Raw genomic sequence first — 19875 nt, forward strand, 5'->3', positions numbered from 1 at the left:
CCGGTCCGCTAGCGGGTGCGACGCGCCGGGTCGGGCTACCCTGAAGCCGTGACCACCCGCGTACTGCTGTCCAGCTCCTCGGTCTTTCCCGAGCCGACCGCGGCCGCCTTCCAGTTGGCGGCGGCGCTCGGTTACGACGGCGTCGAGGTGATGGTCTGGACCGACGCGGTGAGCCAGGACGCCGGGGCGCTGCGCGGGCTGGCCACGCACTACGACGTACCGGTGCTCTCGGTGCACTCGCCCTGCCTGCTGGTCACCCAGCGGGTCTGGAGTCCCGACCCGTGGGAGCGGCTGCGCCGCTCGGCGGAGCTGGCCGAGACGCTGGGGGCGCCGACAGTGGTGGTGCACCCGCCGTTCACCTGGCAGCGGGAGTACGCCCGCTCGTTCGTCGACGGTCTCGGCAGGCTCGGCGACGAGTTCCCCGGGATCCGGTTCGCGGTGGAGAACATGTACCCGGTCCGGATGGCCGGCCGGGAGTTCGTGCCGTACATGCCGGGCTGGAACCCGACCGAGACCGGGTACCCCGCCTACACCCTGGACCTGTCGCACTGCGCCGCCTCGCACAGCGACGCGCTTGAGATGGCGGACACGATGGGGGCGGCGCTGGCGCACGTACACCTCGGGGACGGCACCGGGGAGGGCCGCGACGAGCACCTGGTGCCCGGCCGGGGCACCCAGCCCTGTGCCGAGCTGCTGACCTCGCTCGCCGGCCGGGGTTTCACCGGCTCGGTGGCGGTGGAGGTCTCCACCCGGCGGGCCCGCAGCCGGGCCGACCGGGAGGGCGACCTGCGGGCGTCGCTGGAGTTCGCCCGGCAGCACCTGTCCGCGCCGACCCCGGTCGACGCCCGCTGAGCGGCACGGTCCTGCCGTCGCTCGGAGCGGTACCGTCGGATATTCCTGCCGTCGTCCCGAGTGGTCCCGTCGGGCGGCAGGGGAGTCGTCGTCGCCGTGCGGTCAGCCGGCGGCAGGGCAGGGTGTGCCGTTCAGGGTCACCCCGTCGGGCGGGCCGGGCAGGGTGCCGGAGTCCAGATAGAGGTCGAGGGCGAGCGTCTCGCCGACGCTGAACTCGTCGCTCCAGCCGGACCACCAGAGCACCACGTCCCGGCCGTGCTGCGCGAAGGCGTGGCCGGCGTACCCGATCCGCTGGTCGCCGGGGAGGGTGAACCGGACCGACCAGCCGGCCAGCGGCGCGGGTCCGGTGTTGGTGACCAGGACGACGGCCGGCCGGCCGGCGCCGGCCGCCCGGAACGCGGCCCGGCAGGCGGCGGTGGGGTCGACGGCGGTGCGGAACCGGGTGCGCGCTGACGGTGCCGAGACGTTTCCGGAGACGTCCCGGGCGACCAGGTGGACGTCGTAGTTCAGGTCCGGGATGAGCCGCCGCACGGTGGTCGAGGTGGTCGAGCCGCCGCCGAGCACCGTGGCGTTGCCGGTGCCCTCGGCCGAGCCGTGGAGCAGGTAGGTCGGTGCCGAGGCGTTGTCGGTCGACGGCGTCCAGTCCAGCGTGACGCTGGTGGCGGTGACCTGCGACGGCACCGGCGCGCCGGGTGGGCTCGGCGGCTCGGAGTCGACCGGTGCCGGGTCGGTCCGGAAGGTGACCGGCGCGGAGAACCGGCTGTGGTTGCGGCCGTCGGAGGCGCGCACCATCCAGGTGTACGAGGTGTCCGGCGTCAATGCCGTGAACCGGTACGACGGGACCGGGGTGTTGCCGTGGAACCCGTTGCCGCCGTCGCGCAGGTACCAGACCTCGTACCCGGTGACGCCGACGTCGTCGGTGGACGGGCGCCAGGTGAGCAGGGCCGAGGTTTCGGTGACCTCGGTGGCGACCGGGGTGCCGGGTGTGCTGGGTGGTCTGTCGACCGGCCCGGCGAGCGCGGGTGACGTGCCGCCCGGCCCGGCGGCGGCGACGACCAGGGTGCCGAGCGTGGCCAGCAGGGCGGTGCGGATCGCCATCTCTGCCTCCGGGCGGTAATGGGGCCATCAATCGACTACTGTCGATTATCGTCGCCGTTCGCTGTGCCGCTACCGCGAGTTGACATTTAGGTAGACGGTGCCGCTGGACATGTCGATATAGACGACGCCGCTGTACCGGTTGGTGCGGACGTCCGCCTCGAACTGCTGGCTGTGTCGCCAATCATCGGAGGCCGGCAGCAGCGGACGCAGCGCCTCTGGCAGCCGCGCGTCCCAGCCTGCGGGCGCTGCCGCCCACTGGTATCCGGTCTTCGCCGCCGCGAGGTCGTCCGGCCGCAACACCACAAGGCCCTGGATCAACACGTCCGACGGACCCGGAACGCCGGATGAGCCGCCGGCGACCGAGCCCAGCCAGTGCACGTCGGCGAAGTCTCCCAGCCTGGGAAATCGCCGGGCGATCGGCTCACGATCCGTGCGAACTGCTCCCGCTGACATGCCACTTCCCTCCGTAGCCCGGTCGACGGGCGGGCTGTGGGCGGGTTGGTCCGTACAGCCGGCCAGACCCGCCGACAACAGCAGCGCGCTGGCAAGGAGGGCGGCGCGCAGAGTCCGGTCAGCCACTGTCTCGGCCGTCCGCGCGATCCTCACCCGGGGCGTTGCGCTCCGTGTCGCTATCCCTGGATATCGTCACACTCTCCGGATCGCCAAGCGTCCAGGTGACCGTACGCTCCAGTTCGCCATACGTCCGGAACTCCCTTGCCCAGCCAAGGGTGGAAAACCTGCCGTTCTCGTCGTCCGCGGCTCCGGTCGCGATGTCCGCTGCTCCGGCGTTGAAGTTGTACATGTCCTCGGCGTTGACCCGGATTCGCATAGTCACCTGGTCGCCGTCCACGACCACCTCCGAATTGCCGTACACCGCGTGGTCGCCCAGGGTCTTCTGCCAGTTCTCGGTGCTCGCCGGGTACGCGCCGGCGAGCTCCCCGGCCGAGGTCGGGGCGCCGGTCATCTGAAACGCCGTCTGGCCGGTCTCCCGAAGGATCCGCTCCGCCTCCTGCCGTGCGGACGCGATCTCGCTGTCCACCGCTCTGCGTATGCCGGAGTCCTCGGCATACGCCTCCTCGTAGTCGACCCAGAGGTCGGTGCCGCTGCCACCCATGTAGTGGGCGTAGGCGGCGGTCGCGTCGTCCAGGTCGGGCCGAAGCAACTGACCCGCTTTGAGTTTGGCCCGCCACTCGTTCCAACTCGCGTAGTCGCCAGGGGTGGGCGTGACGGTCGGGTCGTACGGAAAGTCGTTGTCGAACGACAGTGACGGCACGCTGGGTGGACCGATGTGGTACTTGCCGTCGCCGGTGTCGTCCAGCCCCGGCGTCCTGTCGACGATCTCACTGCTCAGATCCGAGTTGGCGAGAAAGTCTGGCAGCATCTCATAGGCGGCCCGGAGCCTGGGCAGCGCGTCCTCGCGCGCCTGGGTCTCCAGGCGGACCGCGTCGGCGTACGCGCTGGTGGCCGTCTCCCACAAGGCATCGGCCTGTACCCGGATCTTCTCGATCTCGTCGCGCTGGCCTAATTCGATGAGAAAGTCGGTAGCTCCGGTGGTGGATCTGAGGTCGTGCCATTGACGCAACGGGTCCGATAGCCGCACCGCCACCGACTGCGTGGCGGCGATCGACGCGATCAACGATCCCAACGACTCCTCCGCGGCGATTCCCTGTGCGACTCGTCCCTTGGCCCGGGACTGCGCGTCCGCGTAGTCGAGGACTGCCATGCCCGCCTTGTCGAAACCGTCGTAAAGTCCTTCGGCAAGATCTATTGCCTCGGTGAGTCGGCGTTCGTACGTGTCCCTGGCGTCGGAGCGCCACTCCACCGTGCCGGACAAGCCGCCGAGAGTCGGCAGCGCCGCCCTGATGATCTGCCTGGTGCGCAGGCACTCGTCACCGTAGGCGCTGACGAAGGCGGGAGTCATCGCTTCGATGTACCTGACCGCATCCCGATAGGCCATACCAGCCTAGCCTCCTCGCTGATCCGCGCTCCGGAATGTCGAGTGGGTCAGAAAGTCCGACATCTTCTGCTCGGCGGCCGTGTCGGTCTGCTGGTATCCGCCTGCCGCCGCGTCTACCCGAGCGGACAGTGCCGACAGTAGAGCCAGTAGGTCTTGATATTGATCGTGTGCGAATCGCCCGAAGGCTTCCATGACCTTCGACATCTCCGGATGACTGGCGGGCGCCTTGATCCAGTCAAGCAAGAAAAGATCGAATTGGCCTGTCTGTAGGTCATCGGAGAGATCGTACAACTTCGCGGCAGCGCCAGTGAGCGTCGAAGGATCTACGTGGAAGTCCGACATGCAACCTCCTTCAATGTATAAACGGACTCTACTTGCCGTCGGCAATGCGGTCCATGATCAGAAATTGCGGATTCCTGGCTTTGCCTGATCTTTTCGTTTGCCGCGCTGGTACGACACGCGATCCGGGTGATTGCTGGGAAAGACTGGAACTTGTACCCTTCGGCTCGTGGCCGGCTCCATGGAAGCGCTGGAACGCAGGATCGACGCCCTCCGGGCCGAGATCCGGCGCTCGGTGGTGGCCAGGGACGCGGCCCGGACCAGGGGACTTCGCGCCGAGTTGCGGGCCGCCGAGCAGGAGTGGGAAACGGCGATCACCGAGCTGGCCGAGGAGACCGGTGACACCGGCACCGGCCGGCCGGCGGCGAACTCGCTTCTTCCGGTACGCGACCAGGTGCACCACGCCCTCACCCTGCTCTCGGTGCCGGCGGCGCCGAAGCTGGTCGCCGAGGTGCACGCCGCGTTCTTCGGCACGGCGGCGGCCGGTGCGCTCGCCGCCGGCAGGCTCACCCACCTGCGCCGGGACGAGAAGCGCTCGTTCAGCTCGGCGCCGTACGCGCGGCCGTACTATCTCTGCGCGGCGCTGACCGCCGAGCACCTGGCACCGGCGCGCGGCCTGGTCGCGGTCTCCACCTGGCCGCTGGAGCGGCGGATCGTCGGCCCGCTCAGTCCCCGGGTCGACTTCCTCACCGCCGCCGTCCGGGTCGCCGAACGGGCCGGTACGGTGCCGGCCGGCAACCCCAGCCTGGCCCGGCTGGTGTGGCGGTTCGCCAGCAACATCCCCGGCGCGCTCGACACCACCGGCCGGCCCGACACCCTGGACCCGGGAACGGTCATCCGGGCGGCCGAGGCGGAACGGGTGGTGCACGCCGACGCCGACCAGGCGCACCGGGCGGCGGCGGCCGAACGGGCCCGCCGGCAGCTCGACCAGCTCGACCAGCTCTTCGGTAATACGCTGCGGACACTTCCGGGCACCACGACCCGGCGGGGCGGCACGAAGCCGGCGGGCAACCCGACGGTCCAGGAGAAGACGGCATGACGACCATCAGCATGGACACCGGCCGGAGCGCCGCCGAGCGGTTGGCCGCGATCCGGGGCGCGGCGAAGCCGAAGCGGCACAACGCGCGGACGATCGCCGCGCTGACCCGCAACCCGGGCTGCGCCCGGCGGGCGGTGCTGGACACCGCAGGGGTGGACAAGCAGCGGCTGGCGGCGTACGTCGACTTCCCGGCCTGGTTCGGGCAGTCCGGCTTCGCCATCGCCCGGGGCAACGCGTTCGAGGCGCAGGTCAAGGCGAGCGGCGCCGCCGAGCTGGTGAAACTGCTCCGGGAACGGCTCGGGCTGCCGATCCCCGAGGTGGCCTACGACGACCTGGAAACGGTGACCGGGCGGGAGAAGGAAACCCCCGAGGTCCGGTACGCCCGGTCCCGCGCCCTGCTGCTGCGGGCCGCCGCCGGTGCCGACGGTGCCGGCACGCTCCTCGACCATCCGCTGCTCGCCCTCGACGTGGCGGGCCAGCGGGTCTATCTCGAACCGGACCTGATCGCCTTCCGGCACGAGGGGCGGTTCCACGTCGTCGAGATCAAGTCGTTCGCGGTGGTGGACGGGCAGGCCGATCCGGCCAAGGTGTCGGCGGCGGCGATCCAGTCGGCCGTCTACGTGCAGGCGATGCGGGCGATGCTGGCCGAGGCCGGGCACGACCCGGAGATCGTGTCGCACGACGTCGTACTCGTCTGCCCGCGCGACTTCTCCAACTCCCCGACGGCGGTACTCGTCGACGTACGCCGGCAGTTGGCCGTGCTGCGGCGGCAGCTGCGCCGGATGACCAGGGTGGAGGCGATGCTCGCCGCGCTGCCGCCGGACCTCAGCTTCGACCTGGCGCCGGACGCCGACGGTGTGCCGACCCGCTCCCCGGAAGCACTTGTCGACGCCCTGCACAGCGTCGACGCCCGGTACGTCCCGGACTGCCTGTCGGTCTGCGAACTGGCCTACTTCTGCCGGGCCGAGGCGCGCGGCTGCACCGCCGCGCTCGGCACCTCGACCCGGGAGGAACTGGGTGGGATCGAGCGGGTCGAGACCGCGCTCGGGCTGGCCAGCGGCAGGCTGGAGGCGGCCGAGGACCAGGCGGAGGCGGCGGCACTGCTCCGGAACGCCGCCCGGCTCCGCGCCGAGCTGCTGCCGGCGGCCGGGCGGGTGGCGGCGTCCGTCCCGGCCGACGGGCGCCCCGCCCACTGAGAGCTGGCTGGCTGCCACCGGCACCGCGCACCGGCCGCTACCTAGGGTCGCGTACGTCCCGGAGGACGGAGACCGGACGCCCGTGCGGGTCGGGCACGCTGGCGGTCACGTTCCGCACGGTGACACCGTCGATGTGTCGTCGGTACCAGCCGTAGCCGGGTGGGGCGGTCCAGTGCCATGCCTCCGGATAGCGGCCGTCGTACTCGTCGGGTTCGACCGGAGTGGCGGCGCCGCCGGAGAGCAGGTCGAACCGGATGTCGTCGAGCAGTACGTCGTAGATCCCGGCCGTGCCGCCGGCCTCGCGGGTGCCGGAGAGCAGCGCGGCGTTGCCGAGGTGGTTGGCGGGGCGGCCGTCGGCGATCCCGGTGGCGGTGATGTCCTCGAAGCGCAGCCCGCTCACCCACCTCGGGTCACGCGCCGGATGCGGCACCCCGGCGCCGTCGACCCAGACCCGGCGGCCGATCAGGACGAAGACCGCCCGGCGGATCCGGTCGACGGTGATCCGCCGGAACGTGACATCGTGGACCGCGCCGCCGTCGACGGCGGTGATCACCAGCGCGCCGATGGTGACGTTCTTGACCAGCACGTCCTCGACCACGATGCCCTGGAACACGCCGTGGCTGGCGGTGCCGAGCTTGACCCCGTTGGCCCGGGTGGAGGCGCCGACGGTGGAGAGTCGCACCACGGCACCCCGCACACCGTGGCTCGGTGATTCCGGCTGCACCTGGGCGCTGTCCGTCGGGTGGGTCTTGAAGCAGATCGCGTCGTCGTCGGCGAATACCGCGACCCGCTCGACGAGCAGGTCGTGGCTGTCGACGATGTCGATGCCGTCCCGACCGCCGACGATGCTGCTGTCGATGTCGACGTCCGCGATGGTCAGTCCGTCGATCTCGGTCGGCACCAGTCCCCAGGCACCGGAGTCCTTGAGGTGGATGTCGCGGATCGTGACGTCGGTGCCCCGGGCCAGATAGACGGCGGCCGGGCCGGTCCGCTCCGGCGTCAACCCGGTCCACGGCGGGTTCCGGCCGTCGCCGTCGACCACCCCGCCGCCGGTGATCAGCAGGTTGTCGGCGCGGTGCGCGAAGAGCAGGGCCCGCTGCACCAGCCCGCCGACGAACGGCGGATTGTCGGCGCCGCCCCGCAACGGCGGATAGGCGGCCTCGTCCCGGCTGCCCAACAGTTTCGCGTCCGGGGCGACGAAGAACGTCAGGTCCGACTTCAGGCGTACGGTGCCGGACCGGAAGACCCCGCCGGCCAGCAGTACGGTGCCACCGGCCGGGGTGGCGTCGACGGCCCGCTGGATCGCCGGACCGTCGTTGGTGACTCCGTCGGCGACGGCCCCGTGATCGCGTACGTCCACGACGGTGCCGGCCGGGACGGGCAGCGGGTTCTGGTGCACGAGTACCCGGTCGACGAGCAGGGTGCCGGTCTGGCCGGTGCCGACGGCGAACCACAGCCGGCCGATGTCGGCGGCGGCCGGATCCCGGAACGCGTACCTGGTGGGTGCGGCGGTGCTGCCGCCGGTGGGGTGGCGCCGGCCGTCGACGTACGCGGTGAACTGCCGGGCGGAGACGTCCAGCACCAGCCGGACGGTGTACCACTCGCCGGGGCGGACGCCCGAGACCAGCACATGGTTGGCGCTGCCGGTGACGAGTTGCAGGTGCCCGTTGCTGAACTGGAGCGCCGCCGCCGTACGCCCGTCCGCGCTCTGCGCGTAGAGCGCGACCTTGACCCCGGCGGTCTCCTCGGTACGCAGGTTCGCCAGCACGTTCACCGTGCCACCCTGGGCGGGAAAGCTGCGTACCGCGCCGACCTCGCCGGAGGTGCCGGTCTTGGCCAGCCGCAGGCTGCGGTCCTCGACACTCGGCACCGCGGCGACAGCCGGGGTGCCGCCGGTGCTGGTCAGCGTGTAGCCGGGCGGCGGTGGTCCGCCGACCGGCGTCTCGTCGAACAGGTCGAACGCCTGGTAGGACACGGTCGGATCGGGCACCCGGCGCAACGAGACGTTGTCGACGTGCAGGATTCCGGGATAGCCGGCGCCGATGCCGAAGGTGAGCCTGCCGACGTCGGCGGTGGGCTGCCGGAACGGCGCGTCGGCGAGCAGTCGCGCCCCGTCGACGTAGAGGTCGAACCGCTGCGGCCCGGTACGCAGCACCACCCGGACGGCGTACCAGCGCTGGGCCGACGCCGGGGCGAGGACCGTGCCGGGGCCGGCGACGTGGAACCGGCCGTCCCGGATGGCGATGCTGGCCGCCGGGGTACCGGTGGAGCCGGCGACGTAGAGCACGTTGAACCAGCCGGTGGCCCGGTCGACCCGGACTCGGGCCGCCGCCTCCACGGTGCCGGCGAGCGGGTTCGCGGCGCTGCGTTCGGCGGCCACGCCGGCCGCCGTACCGGACCTGGCGATCCGCAGGCTCCGGTCGGTCTGGTCGGGCAGTGCCGCGACGCCGACGGTGCCACCGGAGGTGTCGGCGCCCCAGCCGGCCGGAACGCTGCCGGTGCCGGCGTCGTTGAAGTGCTCGCTCACCGCGCTCGTCGCACCCGGCCCGGCCGCGAGCGGCACCCCGGCGGCGGCGGACGGCACCCCAGCGGCGACGTGCGGCACCGGCGTGGCGACGTCCGGCGCCGGTGCCGCGACGTGTGGCAGGCGTGCCGTCAGGGCGGCGCCGGTGGTCGGTTCGACCGGGTGCGGCGGGTGACCGGCCAGCAGAGGCACCAGAACCAGGGCGATCGAGAGGCGCACGGCCCGGGACTGTAGCCGATATGGAGCCGTCGGGCGGTCCTGGTGCCCGGCTGACGGGTCCCGCTTGGACGGGCTCTGCCCCGGGGAGGTTCGTCGACGCCACGGGATCCGGGTGATTGCTGGAGAACACTGGAACTTGTACTCTCCGGCTCGTGGCCGGGTCCGTGGAAGTGCTGGAAGGCAGGGTCGACGCCCGCCGAGCCGAGATCCGCCGCGCGGTGCCGGCCCGCGACCCGGGCCCGCGCCGCGCGGTGCCGGCCCGGCTCCGCGCCGAGCCGCTGCCGACGGCGGCGGGAGCGGGAGCGGCGGTCGGGGCGGTGTGAGTACCCTGACCGCGCTGGCCCGGGCCGAGGCGGTGGCGGCCGGGCGCGCCCAGCGGATCACCACCGTGCGCCACCTGCACGTAAGCGACCGGCCGCTGGTCTTCATCCCGCTGAGCATGGCCGGCGAGGCGAACGCGCCGCTGGCCGCACTGGTCGGCGACGACCCGGCCGCGCCGACGCTGCTGGTGGTGCCGCAGCCGCGTAACCGGGACCAGCGGTTCGGCTTCGCCGCCGAGCTGGCCGAGGTGCTGCTGCCCTATCTGGACAGCTTCCGGGGTGTCACCGAGGCGGTCACGGCCAACCGGGGCAGGGAGGTTCGCTACCGGTACGTCGACGCGCCGCAGGTACTGGTGCCCAACTCGGCCGGGATCGGCTTCGTCCGGCTCTTCGGGCGGTCGACCCGGTTCCGGCGTACCGACGGGGACTATCCGGTGCACCCGTCGGTGCCGCTGCTCGGGCAGTGGCTGACGTTCCTGGCCGACCGGGCCGAACATCCCGGCTCGGGAATGCTGCTGGCGATGACCGAGGCGCTCGGACTGCACTGGGCGACCGGGCAGTCCGCGCTTGAGGACGCGCACCTGGCGGCGTTGCTGGCCTGGATCGACCCGGTCGACGGGCGCACCGGTGCCGACGCGGCCGCGGCGGCCGAGGACCCGCTGCGCTGGCCGCCGGCCGGGCCGGTCACCGACCCGACCTTCGACAACGAGATCCTGGCGCCGGCGATGACCGGCTACGAGGAGGCGGCGGCGAGTGGCGACGAGGCACTTCGGTCCCGGGCTCTGGGCGTACTCGAAGAAGCCGTGCGGTCGCAGCTTCGGCCGACCTGGGAGCTGATGTGGCGGGGCGTGGCGCTGCTCCGGGGACTGCCGGCCGGGGCGCGGGTGGCCGGTCGCTGGGCCGAGGACCGGGACGTGTTCGGCAATTTCGCGCTCTATGTGGACGGTGGCGGCCATCCGCAGCCGCGCCGCGACGGGGCGGTCAACGCGGCGCACCGGCTGCACCGGCTGGAACGGGCGGCACAGTCGTACGCCGTGCAGCGCGCCTACGACGACCCGCTGGTGATGGCCGATCACCGGCTGACCGGGGAGGCTTTCGTCGGTGAGGTGACGCTGGCGGCCCCGAACCGGATCGACGACAGCGGGAAGCGGCGGGTGCTGCGGCCCCGGATCCAGGTGACGACGGCGGACGTGGTGCTGGTGCCGGTGGGGACGGTGCTGCACTCGCCGAACCGGCCGGGGCAGCGGGCCCGGGTCGTCTTCGTCACACCTGATCCGGCCTCGGGGCGGAACGACGTGGTGCTGGAGTTGTCGGGTGGGTTGGGGCGGTCGCTGACCCCGGCGCCGGGGAGCGTGCCGGAGCTGGGGGACCGGCTCTGCTACACGACGCTCTCCGACTCCTTCATGCCGCCGGGGGAGTTCCCGAGCCGGGACGAGACGCCGTGGACCCACGGCGGGCCGCCGCAGGCGTACGAGGAGCCGGTCGCGCCGAGCGCCGACGACGCCCGGGAGGAGTGGTCGTGAGTTCTGCTCCTCCTGGCCTGTTCGTGCCCGGTGGTGGAGCTGTGCTGCCCGGTGGTGGAGCTGGACGGTTGGCGCTGCCGCCGGGTGAGGCGGCCCGGCGGGTGGTCGAGGAGGTGCTGGCAGACCTGCGGAACGGGGACCACCGGGGGGTGGTGGTCGACTCGCCCCCGGGGGCCGGGAAGTCGACGCTCGTGGTGCGGGCGGCGGGCGAGCTGGCCGAGGCGGGCGAGCCGCTGATCGTGATCGCCCAGACCAACGAGCAGGTCGACGACCTGATCGACCGGCTGGCGCGGGCGAAGCCGGAGCTGCCGATCGGGCGGCTGTCTGCGAACGAGTACACGGCGACGGACCGGATCAGGAACTATTCGACGGTCCGGGTCGCGGCGAAGGTCGCGGACCTGGGCGGGTCGTCCGTGATCATCGGTACGGCGGCCAAGTGGGCGCTGGTCTCCGAGGGACGCTGGCCGTGGGCGATCGTGGACGAGGCGTACCAGATGCGGTCCGACGCCCTGCTGCGGGTGGCCGGCCGGTTCGACCGGGCGTTGTTCGTCGGTGACCCCGGGCAGCTGGATCCGTTCTCGACGGTGGAGACGGAACGCTGGACCGGGCTGACCTGGGATCCGATGCAGTCGGCGGTGGCGGCGCTGCTGCGGCACAACCCGGACCTGCCGGTACACCGGTTGCCGGTCTCGTGGCGGCTGTCGGCCTCGGCCGCCCCGGTGGTGGCCGAGGCGTTCTATCCGTTCACCGGCTTCTCGGCCGGGACTACTGCTGCTCAGCGATCTCTGTCTTTTGCGACGGCCGGGTTCGGTGGCGGGCCGGTGGACGAGGCGTTGGAGCTGGCGGCGGCTGGTGGGTGGGCGTTGTACGAGCTGCCGGCCCGGCACACACTGCGGACGGATTCGGAGGCGGCGGACGCCTGTGCGCGGTTGGCGTTGCGGGTGTTGGAGCGGGGTGCGGTGGCGGTGTCGGAGCGTGCTCCCGAGGGTGTTCCGGTGACCGCTGACCGGATCGCGGTGGGGGCGGCGCACCGGGACCAGGTGGCGGCGGTCCGGGCGCGGCTCGGGGCGGCCGGCGCGGGGATCACGGTGGACACGGCGAACCGGTTGCAGGGGCGCGAGTACGACGTGGTGATCGTGCTGCATCCGCTGTCGGGGCGGCGGGACGCCACCGCGTTCCACCTGGAGGCGGGGCGGTTGTGTGTGCTGGTGTCGCGGCACCGGCACGCGTGTGTGGTGGTGGCGCGGGCGGGGATCGCCGAGCTGCTGGACGCCCATCCGTCGACCGAGCCGGTGCACCTGAACGTACCGGTCAGGTTCCCCGACGGCTGGGAAGCCAACCAGTCGGTGCTGGCACATGTCGCGAGCCGTCCAGCGCGCGCTTGACTTCGGTACGGCGGAGGCGAGCTGGCCTCAGGCCGCGATACTCCGGGCAGTCGCATAGACGTCCGGTGGGAGCGGACTGTCGAGCCGCCACAGCACCCGCATCGGTCGACTGCCGGTGTGCGAGTCGTAGGTCATTCGGCCGGCATACAAGTACGGCGGCGCGCCGAGGTCGCCGTCCCGGACCTTCGTCTCCCGCACGAAGAGATGCACGGTCGACCCGATCTCGGCATGGCGGATGTACCGCTGTCCGGTCGGAGACGCCGCCGACGTGGTGCTCTGCGACTCCCATTGGAAGAACTCGTCGGTGATGGCTCGGTCGGCGTACATGGTGGTGGGAGAATAGTGGTGCTCAGACTTGCGGAGCGTGACGAAAAAGAGATCGGCCTGCTCTTCCGGGACCCACTTGACGCCCTCGCGAAGCTGGGTCGGGTTGGGTACGCCGAAGCCGGCACAGGCTTCGTCACGGCTGTATCGGGCGTGCACTCGTAGCGGGACGGTCGCCGAGACCGGTCCGGGCGTGAGCCGGTGGATGCGGTCTTCCAGCACGTCAGCCAGCTGGACGAGTTCGTCGCACCGGTCGGAGTGCGCCCAGAGTCGCCGCAGCCCTTCCTCCGTGCGATCGAGCGGGATCTTGTTGCCCCACAACATGATGTGCAGAAGGTTTGCCAATCGTCCACCGCTCGGGCGTCGCTTGGCGGCGACCCGGCGAAGCATGGCGAGGCGGTCCGGGTCGTCCAGGTGCAGCATGCGACCGATGGCGGCGCCAAGGGCTACGTCATCTGATCCGACAGGGCCATCGCACAGGCCGGCTCGGCGACGGAGCCCGGTCCAGCCGCCGAGGCTCTTGCGACGGTAGATGTCATCCAGCTCCAGGCCGGTCTCGCGCAGGAAGTCGGCGAGGCTGACATCTCCGAGCTCCTGTAGCTCCTTGCTGAGGTAGGCCGTCGAGGTGGGCAGCGCGGCCTTGATGTTGGCCAGGACGATGTCCTTTGCTACCCGGTCGAGTTCGATGTGACAGCCGCTGGGCAGGTGAGGGAAGTCGTCTGCGACAGCCTGGGGCAGTCCTCGGCGGCTGACGCCGGTCAGTGCCCGCCATCGGAGGTCGAAGCGGAAGTTGGCGTGCTGACCGCCGATGAAGTCGAGCACGGTAAGGCAGCCTTTGCCCTCGTCAAGACGCAGGCCCCGACCGAGCTGCTGAAGAAAGATCGTCGCGCTCTCGGTGGGGCGCAGCATCAGGATCGTGTTGACCATAGGCAGGTCGACGCCCTCGTTGAACAGGTCGACGGTGAAAAGAACCCGCAGCTCGCCTCGGCGGAACTGGTCGATCAAACGCCTGCGTTGATCTGTGTCGAGGCGCGAGGTCACGGCTGCGGACCGTACCCCGGAACGATCGAACGACTCGGCCATGCGCTCGGCGTGGACGACGCTGACGCAGAAGGCCAATGCCCGCATCTGCGCGACATCCACCTTGTCGCGTACGGCTCGCAGGATCTTCGAGGTGCGCGCCTGGTTGCCGGTGTAGAGCCCGCTCAGCTCACTTGGGTCATAGCCCTGGCCGCGCCGCCAGCGCAGCGTCGACAAGTCGACGTCGTCATGCAGCCCGAAGTATTGAAAGGGTGCCAGGAGTTGTCGTTCGAGCGCTTCCCACAGGTGCAGCTCGACTGCTGTTCGTCCGTCGAACCAGCGACGCACGTCGCCGCCGTCCGCCCGGTCCGGTGTCGCGGTCAGGCCGAGGAGCACCCGGGGTTCGAGCCGTTTCAGGACGCGGGAGTACGTGGGTGCTTCGGCGTGGTGGAACTCGTCGACGATCACCATGTCAAACCGGTTGGGTGGCAGGTCTCCGTCGCCGAGCCGGTGCAGGGATTGGATCGAGGCGAAGACGTGCCGCCAGTCGCGTGGTTTCTCGCCCCCGACCAGCACCTCGCCGAAGCTGCCCTGGTGCAGTACTTGCCGGAAGACCGAGCGGCTCTGTCGGAGGATCTGCTCCTGGTGTGCGATGAAGAGCAGGCTGTCAACCTTGCGGTCGTTCCGGAGACGGCGGTAGTCCAGGGCGGCGACCACCGTCTTGCCGGTGCCAGTGGCCATTACCACCAGGTTGCGGTGGCGGCCGTGGACCAGTCGCTCGGCTTCGAGGTCGGCGAGGATTTCCCGCTGGTAACCGTACGGGTGGACGTCGATGTTCGTGATCTCGATGTCGGCCTCGGCGGTGTCGATCAGCCGGTGAACGCGCGGGAGCCGTTGCCGGCGTTCATGCCGTAGAGCCTGACGGAGCCGGTCGCCATGCTCCGCCGGGTCGTACGCCTCAAAGGCCGGATCGTTCCAGTAGTCGGTGAACGTCGCCTCGAAGGTGTTGGTGACATGTGGCTGCTCAAGACTGGAGACCCGGACATTCCACTCCAGGCCGTCGACCAGAGCTGCGCGGGACAGGTTAGAGGAGCCGACGTACGCGGTGACGACCCCACTGGCCCGGCGAAAGAGCCAGGCTTTGGCGTGCAGCCGGGTGGTCTTCGTCTCGTACGACACCTTGACTTCGGCGCCCAGTTCGGAGAGCCGATCCACTGCGCGTTGGTCAGTAGCGCCGAGGTAGGTCGTGGTGATGACTCGGAGACGGCCGCCCCGAGCGATCAACTCCCGGACGGATCGTTCCAGCATGCGTACGCCGTACCAGGTGATGAAGGCGCAGAGCAGGTCGACATGGTCTGCCGAGGCCATCTCGGCGTTGACCTCATGGCCGATGCGTGGCTGATGCCGCCCGTTGACCAGGAGAGCGCCGGTTGACAGCGGAGTGGTAGGCCGGACGGGGAACTGCGGCGCGGCTGGTGGTGTCGGAGGCTGCGCAATGGCCGTGAGGAGCTGCCGGTGCGCCTCAGCCAGCTGGTCATCGTTCCCGACCGCTCGCGGCTCGATGTCGGCGATGCGCTCGGCGATGCGGTTGGCCATCTCGATCTGCCTGGCGAGTCGCTCGCTGTCGCTGCCGCCGACGGAGCGCAGCGCGCGTTGGACCAGGGTGGTGATATGCCGTGCCAGCACGACGTGGGCATCCGCTGGGTCAAGGTCGGCTCGTTCGACCAGTTCCGGATCGAAGGCCCGAAGCTTGCTCGCGAGCCTGTTGGTGATGAGGTGTTCGTAGATGCCCCGCGCCAGCTCCGTCACCTCGGAGAGGCTAGCGGCTCGTCCGTTGCGTTGGATGGACTCGTAAGATAGGCACCGCTCATGGCAATGGAATACGTGCTGTACGCCTCCGCCGACCTGGCGGCCGAAAAGCTTCGGACTTTCATCGCGAATGCCACCGGCGGCGAGGTCCTGGGCAACTTCGTCCGGTGTGACGCGCTTGACGTGACCGCTCGCGAGGAAGATCCGGACGAGCTGTCGCCGGCGCCAACATCCTCGGCTTCGACCATCGGGTGACCGCGACGTTTCGGTTGTCGAACCGGGCCACCGAAGACGCGCGTGACGATGCCACCCGGGCGATGATCCGGGTGGTACTGGCGTTCTTCAACGACTATCCGGCGTACGGCTTGCTGCTGTACAACGGCGAGCGGATCATCCTGCAGCGGGTGCAGGGCCCCGGTGGGATCGACAGCGACTGGGAGGACTGGGCAGAGATGTCCGGTATGCGGCAGTTGGTCGCCGGCCTGGAGAGTCGCCGCCTGCCGCAGCCCCTGCTGTAGCTCCGGCAGAGACGGCAACCCCGGCCGGTGGGGGTTGCCGGCGCGGCGTCCAGTGCCGCGAGCTGTGCAGAAACTTAAGGGTTGCGGCGCCAGCGCACGGCGTGGGAGCACCGCCTGGACCGCCTCGGCGCGGTCCTCGACGACCAGAAGAAGGAGCCAGGATCATGACCGGACACTCGGTGAAACACAGCACGTTCATGCTGGAGCGGACCTACGCCGCCGCACCCGCCGCGGTCTTCGCGGCTTGGTCCGACCGCGACACGAAGGCGAAGTGGTTCGCGGCCGAGGACGACCGCTACACGCTGGACTTCCGGGTCGGCGGCACCGAGGCCGTACACGGCAGCGTCCCGGCCGACCTCGTCGCGCGGAGCGAATACCACGACATCGTCCCCGGCGAGCGCATCGTCTACACCACCGCCCTGTTCGGTGACCGGGTCCTCTCGACCGTGTCGCTGACCACTGTGCAGTTCGCCCGCGACGGTGACGGGACGCGCCTGGTGCTCACCGAACAGGGCACCTTCCTGGACGACCAGGAACAGCCCGGGTGGCGCGAGCAGGGCACCGGTGACTGGTTGGACGCCCTCGGCCGGCACGTGGCCCAGCGATGACGGCGGACAGCGAGCGGCAGATTCGCGAGCTGCTGGAGGCCAGGACCCGCGCCTTCGGCCGCCGCGATGCCGGCACGGCGGCCACCGCCTACCACGAAGACCTTGTGCTGTACGACGCGGTCGGCCCGTTCGTCCGCTGCGACGAGGATCCGACCGGCCGGCTGGAGAGGTGGATCGCGTCGTACCGCACGGCAATTGGGCACGAGATCTGCGACCTGGAGGTCACCGCCGGACCCGATCTGTAAGTTCGCCGACCCACCTGCCCCGGAATCGCCGCCACCATCCCGGCCTGTCACCGGGCGGCGCCCCGTCGACAGCACGGAGCAGGACCAGCAGCCCCGCAACGGCGGTTACTGGTGAGCGCGGCGAACTGGGTGATCCACCTGCCGACCACCCTCACCGAGCGGCAGGCGGCCGTCGAACTGCTCGTCGCGCTGCGCACCTCCCTGGCACATATGCCCGTACTCGACTTCGGGGAGGCGACCGTGTCGGAGGAGGACGAGCAGTCGACGCGTACCCGAATCTGGTGTGACGCCCCGATCGGCGAGCCCCGCGCCGGCGCCGGCAGCCGGCGCTGCGAGCGGCTGGTCGACCACCCCTGACCCTGCGCCGCCCACTAACGGCGACCGACGTGCCCCTCGAAGTCGGCCGAGACGTCGTGGTGGCTGACCCGCTCGTCCCAGCGGGTCAGCACCCGCCGGGCCGGCTCCGCGACGACAGCCCGCTCCGGATCCTCTCCGGCGAACGCGCGTACGTCGTCCATGCTGGCGAAGAAGGTGAGCGAGGTGAACAGGACCTCGTCGCCGTCCTGTCGGCGCAACAGACGGGCACCGGAGAAGCCGGGGACCTGCTGGAGGTGTTCGGCGACCTCGGACCGGTAGTGACGCTCGTAGTCGTCCGCCGTCGCCACCGGAGCCCATCCCTGCCACATCCGCGCGATCATCGTCGCCACCCGTTCCTTCCCGAGCCGTCAATGCCGGTGCCATCCAACACGGTGCCTGTCCAGCCGTGCCGACCATCCCGGTGCGTCGATGGCGAAATGTGCCAGGATAGTCGTACATGGATGTCTGGGCTGCGGGAGGACCTCGGTGGCGTTCTGGCGCGTCATGGACCGTGTCCGGCTCGAAGCCGGGCACGTCCTCGACCGCCCGTCCGCGCAGGGTATGCACAGCATCCAGTACTGCGAGACCGCCCGGATCGCGATCCGCCCGGCGCACGGCAAGGCGGCCCAGTCGATCCACTGCGGACATTGCGGACAGCTCGTCCCGTTCACCGTCTTCTCCGTCGCGTTGACCCGGTGGCGTCGCTGCTACGCCTACGGGTTGGGTGTCGCCCTGCTGGGTGTCGCCGTGCTGCTCTACGGCGTCGGCATCGACGCGGTCGTCGGGGCCGACAACCCGGTGTGGCCGCTGCTGCTCGCCGGTGCGGAGACGACCCTGATCGTGCTGGCCGGCACGGTGCTCGGCTACGCCGCCGTGTTCGAGCACGGGGTCCGGTCACCGCTGCTCTGGCGCGGCGGCGGAGTACCCCGCGACGGGCACCTGGCGATGGTCGACCCGCACCTCGGCCGGAAGCCGTCGGCCCGCGACGGCCGCCTGGTCCCGTCGGTCCACCACCATCCGCCGGACGAGTATCCGAGAAGGTCGGGTTGCGCCTGAACGACGGGAGCCCGTGCCGGAACCCCTTCGTGCAGGTCAACTGCCGGTCCGGCTCGGCAGGCCGGTGAAGCCGCGATGAAACGGCTACCTGCTCCACTGGCGACGGCAGGTCGGTTCGTCGTTCGAGCGTGACACCAGATGAAGCGTCAGACAGAGGGAGTTCTGTGGTAGCCAGGCGAACGTTGTTGAGAGGTACGGCCGCGGTCGGAGTGTCGGCGGTGACCGGTGGCGTGCTGGCGGGCGCTTCGGCCGGGCCGGCGTCGGCCGGCGGCACCGGGGGAGGGCACCAGCCGTGGCGGACGGGTCTCTCCCGCCTGCACGACGCCATGGCGGCTCGGGTCGCGCAGGGCAAACTCGTCGGGCTCGTCTATCTCGTCGCCCACCGGGGCGCGGTGCACGTCGGAACGCTCGGATCCCTGGCGCCGGACGGCGCCAAGCCGATGCGGCGTGACACGCCGTTCCGGATCGCCTCGATGACTAAGCCGGTCGTCGCGGCGGCGGCGATGATGCTGGTGGAGGAGGGCCGGCTCGCGCTGCACGAGCCGGTCGACCGGCTGCTTCCCGAGCTGGCCGGTCGGCGCGTGCTCAGCCGGGTCAACGGGCCGCTCGACCAGACCGTTCCGGCGTCGCGCCCGGTCACCGTCGAAGACCTCCTGACCTTCCGGCTGGGCCATGGGCTGATCTTCGAACCGAGTTTCCAGCCGCCGTACCCGGTGATCGAGGCCGCGAAGGAAATGCGGCTGGTGATGGCGGAGCCGGATCCACGCACACCGCACGGGCCGGACGAGTGGATCCGGCGCTTCGGCACCCTGCCGTTGATGCACCAGCCCGGCGAACGCTGGCAGTACAACACCGGGTCGCTCGTGCTCGGTGTGCTTGTCGCGCGGGCCTCGGGGCGACCGTTGCAGGAATTCCTGCGCGAGCGGCTGTTCCGGCCGCTGGGCATGCGACACACGGGATTCTCTCTGCCGGCCGCCGACGCGCGCCGGATGCCCGGCCTCTACGCGGCGGACCCGGCGACCGGACAGTTGCGGCTACAGCCGGTCTCGCTGCCGCAGGAGTGGACCCGGCCGCCCGCGTTCCCCTCCGGCGCCGCTGGGCTGGTGTCGACCATCGACGACTACCTGGCGTTCAGCCGGATGCTGCTCGACGGGGGCGTCCGGCACGGCCGGCGCCTGCTCTCGGCGGAATCGGTCCGACTGCTGACGACCAACCACCTGACGCCGCAGCAGCTCGCCTCGGCCGGGACGTACCCGCTGATGGGACGCGGCTGGGGCTACGGCATGGGGGTCACCGTCGTGCCGGACGAGATTTCCGAGCCGGGCCGCTACGGCTGGGAGGGCGGCTACGGCACCGCCTGGTTCAACGACCCGAACCGGGACCTGATCGCGATCGCGCTGACCCAGACCGTCGACTTCCTCTCCGACGGCGGGTCCGACGAGTTCCAGCGGCTGGCGGCGGCAGCCTGCGTACGAAGTTGACGGTC

General features: G+C 70.9%; 20 protein-coding genes. 13 read left to right on the forward strand and 7 right to left on the reverse strand.

What is annotated here, in order from left to right; translation table 11 throughout:
- Positions 1-48 precede the first annotated feature (48 nt).
- On the forward strand, positions 49-852 hold the full coding sequence (locus O7626_RS37820) for a sugar phosphate isomerase/epimerase (RefSeq protein WP_278065730.1): 804 nt from the start codon (positions 49-51) through the stop codon (positions 850-852).
- Between the two features lie 102 nt (positions 853-954).
- Here O7626_RS37820 and O7626_RS37825 read toward each other — a convergent pair whose 3' ends face one another.
- From O7626_RS37825 to O7626_RS37840, 4 genes are all read right to left on the reverse strand, one after another.
- The gene (locus O7626_RS37825) at positions 955-1950 is read right to left on the reverse strand and encodes a fibronectin type III domain-containing protein (RefSeq protein WP_278065731.1); all 996 of its coding nucleotides are present in this window, start codon (positions 1948-1950) and stop codon (positions 955-957) included.
- A gap of 69 nt (positions 1951-2019) precedes the next feature.
- Complete coding sequence (locus tag O7626_RS37830) at positions 2020-2403, reverse strand: hypothetical protein (RefSeq protein ID WP_278065732.1); 384 nt, start codon at positions 2401-2403, stop codon at positions 2020-2022.
- 118 nt (positions 2404-2521) lie between these two features.
- Positions 2522-3907 carry a hypothetical protein gene (locus O7626_RS37835; protein WP_278065733.1) on the reverse strand — a complete coding sequence of 462 codons (1386 nt, stop codon included), beginning with the start codon at positions 3905-3907 and terminating at the stop codon, positions 2522-2524.
- Positions 3908-3913: 6 nt separating this feature from the next.
- On the reverse strand, positions 3914-4249 hold the full coding sequence (locus tag O7626_RS37840; protein ID WP_278065735.1) for a type VII secretion target: 336 nt from the start codon (positions 4247-4249) through the stop codon (positions 3914-3916).
- Positions 4250-4415: 166 nt separating this feature from the next.
- On the opposite strand from O7626_RS37840, the gene O7626_RS37845 reads away from it, so the two are divergent.
- Positions 4416-5285 carry a hypothetical protein gene (locus O7626_RS37845; protein ID WP_278065736.1) on the forward strand — a complete coding sequence of 290 codons (870 nt, stop codon included), beginning with the start codon at positions 4416-4418 and terminating at the stop codon, positions 5283-5285.
- A complete protein-coding gene (locus O7626_RS37850) occupies positions 5282-6481 on the forward strand; it encodes a hypothetical protein (protein WP_278065737.1) in 1200 nt (399 codons plus the stop codon). Before O7626_RS37845 ends, O7626_RS37850 begins: the two co-directional genes overlap by 4 nt.
- 37 nt (positions 6482-6518) lie before the next feature.
- On the opposite strand, the gene O7626_RS37855 is transcribed toward O7626_RS37850, so the two are convergent.
- A complete protein-coding gene (locus O7626_RS37855; protein ID WP_278065738.1) occupies positions 6519-9224 on the reverse strand; it encodes a glycosyl hydrolase family 28 protein in 2706 nt (901 codons plus the stop codon).
- A gap of 152 nt (positions 9225-9376) precedes the next feature.
- Here O7626_RS37855 and O7626_RS37860 point away from each other — a divergent pair, with 152 nt between their 5' ends.
- The 3 genes from O7626_RS37860 to O7626_RS37870 all read left to right on the forward strand — a co-directional run bounded on the left by O7626_RS37860 (position 9377) and on the right by O7626_RS37870 (position 12452).
- The gene (locus tag O7626_RS37860) at positions 9377-9547 is read left to right on the forward strand and encodes a hypothetical protein (RefSeq protein ID WP_278065739.1); all 171 of its coding nucleotides are present in this window, start codon (positions 9377-9379) and stop codon (positions 9545-9547) included.
- Positions 9544-11067 carry a hypothetical protein gene (locus tag O7626_RS37865; protein WP_278065740.1) on the forward strand — a complete coding sequence of 508 codons (1524 nt, stop codon included), beginning with the start codon at positions 9544-9546 and terminating at the stop codon, positions 11065-11067. The genes O7626_RS37860 and O7626_RS37865 overlap by 4 nt, the downstream gene beginning before the upstream one ends.
- A 74-nt stretch (positions 11068-11141) precedes the next feature.
- The gene (locus tag O7626_RS37870) at positions 11142-12452 is read left to right on the forward strand and encodes an AAA domain-containing protein (protein WP_278066501.1); all 1311 of its coding nucleotides are present in this window, start codon (positions 11142-11144) and stop codon (positions 12450-12452) included.
- A 27-nt stretch (positions 12453-12479) separates the two neighbouring features.
- Here O7626_RS37870 and O7626_RS37875 read toward each other — a convergent pair whose 3' ends face one another.
- Positions 12480-15605, reverse strand: a complete 3126-nt coding sequence (locus tag O7626_RS37875; protein ID WP_278065741.1) for a DUF3427 domain-containing protein — start codon at positions 15603-15605, stop codon at positions 12480-12482.
- Positions 15606-15665: 60 nt separating this feature from the next.
- Here O7626_RS37875 and O7626_RS37880 point away from each other — a divergent pair, with 60 nt between their 5' ends.
- The 5 genes from O7626_RS37880 to O7626_RS37900 all read left to right on the forward strand — a co-directional run bounded on the left by O7626_RS37880 (position 15666) and on the right by O7626_RS37900 (position 17333).
- The gene (locus O7626_RS37880) at positions 15666-15860 is read left to right on the forward strand and encodes a hypothetical protein (protein ID WP_278065742.1); all 195 of its coding nucleotides are present in this window, start codon (positions 15666-15668) and stop codon (positions 15858-15860) included.
- Entirely contained in the window at positions 15857-16123 is a 267-nt protein-coding gene (locus O7626_RS37885) for a SitI3 family protein (RefSeq protein WP_278065743.1), read from the forward strand. Before O7626_RS37880 ends, O7626_RS37885 begins: the two co-directional genes overlap by 4 nt.
- Positions 16124-16287: 164 nt before the next feature.
- Positions 16288-16731, forward strand: coding sequence for an SRPBCC domain-containing protein (locus tag O7626_RS37890; protein WP_278065744.1), 444 nt, complete (start codon positions 16288-16290; stop codon positions 16729-16731).
- Entirely contained in the window at positions 16728-16976 is a 249-nt protein-coding gene (locus tag O7626_RS37895; protein ID WP_278065745.1) for a hypothetical protein, read from the forward strand. The genes O7626_RS37890 and O7626_RS37895 overlap by 4 nt, the downstream gene beginning before the upstream one ends.
- Before the next feature lie 111 nt (positions 16977-17087).
- Positions 17088-17333, forward strand: a complete 246-nt coding sequence (locus O7626_RS37900; protein WP_278065746.1) for a hypothetical protein — start codon at positions 17088-17090, stop codon at positions 17331-17333.
- Positions 17334-17347: 14 nt separating this feature from the next.
- On the opposite strand, the gene O7626_RS37905 is transcribed toward O7626_RS37900, so the two are convergent.
- A complete protein-coding gene (locus O7626_RS37905; RefSeq protein ID WP_278066502.1) occupies positions 17348-17674 on the reverse strand; it encodes an antibiotic biosynthesis monooxygenase in 327 nt (108 codons plus the stop codon).
- A 145-nt stretch (positions 17675-17819) separates the two neighbouring features.
- Here O7626_RS37905 and O7626_RS37910 point away from each other — a divergent pair, with 145 nt between their 5' ends.
- Both O7626_RS37910 and O7626_RS37915 read left to right on the forward strand, forming a co-directional pair.
- Positions 17820-18389: a hypothetical protein gene (locus O7626_RS37910; protein WP_278065747.1), complete on the forward strand. Its 570-nt coding sequence runs from the start codon at positions 17820-17822 to the stop codon at positions 18387-18389.
- A 182-nt stretch (positions 18390-18571) separates the two neighbouring features.
- Positions 18572-19870: a serine hydrolase domain-containing protein gene (locus O7626_RS37915; RefSeq protein WP_278065748.1), complete on the forward strand. Its 1299-nt coding sequence runs from the start codon at positions 18572-18574 to the stop codon at positions 19868-19870.
- Positions 19871-19875 lie beyond the last annotated feature (5 nt).

This window comes from Micromonospora sp. WMMD1102, assembly GCF_029626265.1.
Lineage (GTDB): Bacteria > Actinomycetota > Actinomycetes > Mycobacteriales > Micromonosporaceae > Plantactinospora.